This is a genomic window from Microcystis sp. M165S2, from assembly GCF_020245885.1.
In the GTDB taxonomy this organism is placed as follows: Bacteria; Cyanobacteriota; Cyanobacteriia; order Cyanobacteriales; family Microcystaceae; genus Microcystis.
In genome coordinates this window covers 1-4,242 of sequence record NZ_JADBTZ010000341.1, presented here as the reverse complement: position 1 = coordinate 4,242, position 4,242 = coordinate 1, and the positions used below count along the sequence as shown (strand labels likewise).

The 4,242-nt window shown below is 40.3% G+C and carries 2 protein-coding genes and 1 pseudogene; 1 reads left to right on the top strand and 2 read right to left on the bottom strand.

Annotated elements, in window-relative coordinates:
* The coding region (locus IM479_RS22780; RefSeq protein ID WP_353737100.1) for a helix-turn-helix domain-containing protein at positions 1-45 on the bottom strand (45 nt) is incomplete at its 3' end.
* A gap of 91 nt (positions 46-136) precedes the next feature.
* On the opposite strand from IM479_RS22780, the gene IM479_RS17025 reads away from it, so the two are divergent.
* Positions 137-598: a DUF29 domain-containing protein gene (locus IM479_RS17025; protein ID WP_287686867.1), complete on the top strand. Its 462-nt coding sequence runs from the start codon at positions 137-139 to the stop codon at positions 596-598.
* Positions 599-676: 78 nt separating this feature from the next.
* Here IM479_RS17025 and IM479_RS22775 read toward each other — a convergent pair.
* A pseudogene (locus IM479_RS22775) lies at positions 677-3,994 on the bottom strand (Eco57I restriction-modification methylase domain-containing protein); the annotation flags it as partial.
* Positions 3,995-4,242: the final 248 nt, after the last annotated feature.

Sequence of the window (4,242 nt, the reverse complement as noted above, 5' to 3'; positions counted from 1 at the left end):
TTGTTCTGGTGTGGGGTAAAATCGAAACGAGTAGGCTTTTTCCATGTCTCACATTTTAGCATATATTTGGTAAATGCGCTAGTATTTAACGGTAAAGCCGTCGTAGAACGACGGGGTTTCAGACCCAAAATTTTCGATGAAAGATCAAGCCAATTCCCTGTATGAATCCGACTTCTATGGGTGGACAGAGCTACAAGCGAAAGCTCTAGCCAACCGACAGGTAGAAGCTCTGGACTGGCAAAACTTACGGGAGGAAATCATTTCCTTGGGTAAACAAGAATATCGAGAACTGGTGAGTCGTCTAACCGTTTTGGTAGGACATCTTCTCAAATGGGAATATCAGCCAGATAAACGTTCTCGCAGCTGGTTTTTGACGATTAGAGAACAGAGACGAGCGATCAGACGGCATCTAGAGGGTAATCCTAGTTTAAAATCCCGGATACCGACGGCTTTATCCGATGCTTTCGAGGCCGGGGTCGATTTGGCTTTACGCGAGACGGATTTACCGATACGGACTTTTCCCTCTCACTGTTCTTTCACCTTCGAGGACATCATGGCCGACCATTTCCTCTGCGATACGAGTCAGGATTGGTCGTAAATTTAACGGTTATACCGCCTCGACGGGATCTGTATCTCAACAAGTAATTTAATTACGCGGGCAGCTGATTCTTTTTTTTTACTCTCTCCCTTCAATAATTTTAATTTCTTCCTCGCTTAATCCATAGAGTTTATAAACAATTAGATCGATCAATTCATCGGTGGCGCTTAATTGTTGTTTTAGGGGTAAAAGTTTCTCTAGACTGGTTTGATATTCTTTTTCTAGGGTTTCCTGTATTTGGCGATCAAGCAAGTTAACGCTAATTTTCTTTTTGTTCTTTTTCAGTATCTCCCCAAGTTGCTCGAAGCTAAGATGAGGTTCGCTTTTTTGGTAGTCACCGAGATAGTTTTGGATTTTTGATTTGTTGGTTAAATTATTGATCGCACTGCCGATCATTCTCTCTAAATATCTCAAAAAGCTTTTGATTTCTTTTCGTTTTTCCCGATTTATCTCGATCATCTGTTCTGCTAAGTATGCCAGAATATCATGGACTATATCAGTTTCCTCTCTCCTAATATGCTTCTCGATTTCCTTTAATATCTCTTGCTTTTCTTGATAACTTTTAATAAGTTTCTCTAAGCACTCTTGACGGCGATCGCTATTGGTGTTAAAAGATATTTTTCGGATCGGTATTTTTTCTAAATAGCTTTTATTCATGTCATCAACTAAATAGTCTTCACACCAAAAATTAAGTAATTTAGAGCTTAATAAGGTAGATGCGAAAAGCAAGTTATCTTTTTGGTTAGAGGATGAAATAATAATTTGAAGCGTTTTCATACCCGCAGAGTTATCTCTAGGATCAAAACTACAAACTATTCTCTGTTTCCAGCGTAACTTTTGAATGCGAATACACCATATTTTGGGACATGAATAAAATTTTTGCATCTTAATAGGGGTTAATTCACTAGATTTAATTAATACCCCATCATTAATTTCATACCGATTAATATCTTCTGGAATGACTATCATGAAATTGCCCCTTGGATCAGGGGTTAATTTTTGTTTACTTCCTTCTTCTCCTCTAGAGATTATAAATTTCAAAGAGCTATTTCTTAATGTCTCTGAGTTATTTTCTATTTTTTGAATAATACTTTGTTCACATCTAGAGGCATTATAACCGATAATATGATCCTGTTTTCTTGCCCATTGTAGTTGTGCCGATTTGGTATTCTGCGACCATTCTTGAAGACCAAATTTTTCTAATCTTTCTTCCACCGAGACGATAAATCTACTAATTTTTTTATGTTGAATACGGTGATATTTAGATGGCTGTTGATGTGTGGCTATTAAAATTAAACACCATGTATCTCTGACCTCTTTAAATACCGGTCCAGTTTCAATTAATTCTTCAATTGTACTTTCAAAAAGTAAATGTTTTCGCAATTCTCTTAAATCTTCTTTGCGAAGTAAAGTATCAGGGATAATATGACCACATCTACCATTTTGATTAGTTCTACTCATTGATGCTTGAGTAAATAGTGCATAGGAATCAAGGTTATTTAAGCTATTAATTTTAAAATAATTTTGCAAGAATTTCTTTTCTTCTTTACTAAGAGTACAACCCCAAGGAGGATTACCGATTACTGCATCAAAACCGGGGTTATCTTTCCAAGAAGCGGAATCAAGATCGATAAAAACTTCGGGAAATTCCAGATCCCAGTGAAAAAAGCGCTTATCTTTATATAAACTAGCTGCCTGGTCTAAAATTCGTTGGTCTGATGGGGGTAACTTATCCCAATTAATTGCCGATATATTGCCACCGTAACGCTGCAGAAACTCGATAGCAGTTTTAACCCCAAAAAAGCGAGAGAGGAAAACATCTAATAAACGCTTGTAGGGTTTAGCTTGACTATCAAAATCACGGAATAACTGTTCACTTGCTTCCACTTCTGCAAAAGTCGCATCGCTGAGGGTACTAATTCCCCGCATAATTTCCGCGGCCCGAAGTAACCCGACAAAAGGGCCAGTTAAAAGAGTTAATTGACCACTTTCTTCCTCAATCATAGCGGCTTCTGCGTCCTTGGCGGTAGTTCCGATCAGAGAGTTACCACAACGTAAATGATGATCCAAAAAACTCAAAGGTGCGCCCACTGTGAAAGAATGTAACCAGAGACTAACCTTGGCCAATTCTACGGCCATCGGATTGATATCTACCCCATAAATACAGCGCTTCATCACCACTCTTTGTAATAACTGCGTTGGTTCAAGAGTGGGAGAATCGAGAATAATTCCCTGTTGTCGGAGATTGTCGATAATATTTTTTCGGGTGGTTTCCAACATGGTTAAAACGGGATTATCTTCGGGATAAAGATTGAGAATCTGGATTAACTCATCGGTGAGATAGTCCACTGCTTCCACTAAAAAATGTCCGCTGCCCATGGCGGGGTCACAGAGTTTAAGATCAAGTAAGGTGGTGATCGCTTTTTTTTCTAAGCGTTGTAGCTCTTTTTGTAATCCCTGCTGACTGAGATTTCCTAAACGTCTATCGGCACTTTCTTGTCTTCGGGTGGCGATTTCTGTCATTAAATCCCCGAACTGTTGCGCTCTTTGCTCTAAAATTGGTTTGAGGGTATGGCTGACAATATATTTAACGATGTAATCGGGAGTGTAATAGGAACCAGTGGCCTTTCTTTCTCCCCGATCATTTTCCAGATGTACCGATTCCCCCTCAATCACGATGCGATATTCCAGTAATCCTTCGTAAATTGATCCTAACTGTCGCACACCTAAAAAACTATAGTCGATCGGCTGTCCCTCAAAACGTGCTAACTTGTCTAAGATGGGCGCTAAAACCGCATCGGATAACTTATATTGACCGAGAAAACAATTCACCCGGCCTTCTTCCATATCAAATAAACCCCCGTTGTAACGAGGTACGGCTAAATTAGCATCCCCTCGATCGACAATGCGAAATAAACTGAGGAGAGCATCGTATATTCCCGTCGAGGTGCCACTAAAGACCTGCTGACGATCGATTTTAACGGCAATTTCTCGCGTCTTTTGCAATAAGCTATAATCGCGATAGTCTCCCCTCACCGGCAGCAAGTCCCGCGCTTCCGCGTAGAGAAGAAATAATAATTTATACAGCAGGGATAAACTCGCCTCGTACAATAAGTCTGGCTGTATGTCTGTATTTAATGATACAAAACCTTTAGAAATATCGGGAAAAATGCGATCAAAGACTAACTCTTTTAACTCGTTACCCACTCTGGTGGCATAGGTGGTACTCCCCTCCCGGACCCGTTCAAGGAAATTCTGACCGTGAATATCCTTAATAAAAGCCTCTTGACGGAAAAATAACCAGAAATACCGAAATTTTTGCCGATCTCCCCCTTCTAATAGTTCCATCAAATCTACCAGATAAAATTCCGTGGCAGTGGAGGACGCTTGACGGTAATTTGACATCCTCGCCGCCGTAAAACGGACGGCGATTCCTCACCACGCCACTTTTTTAGGGTGGTCGCTGAACGGGGTTGACGCTTCACAGGAAGGATACTGCTACCTTAGCGGTAGTCTTATGCCTTCCTCCACGTCCATTTTGAGTGTCCGAATGCCCTCCGGCCACTTTGAACAAGTCGAAAAAATCTCATGTTCAACCTTATTTCCTAGAAAGTTTTACTCGTTCAAGGCCGAATTTGAAGTCT

What these genes read in the sequence shown, in the direction of transcription:
- IM479_RS17025 (WP_287686867.1), top strand. Translation starts at nt 137, where the DNA reads ATGAAAGATCAAGCCAATTCCCTGTATGAATCCGACTTCTATGGGTGG.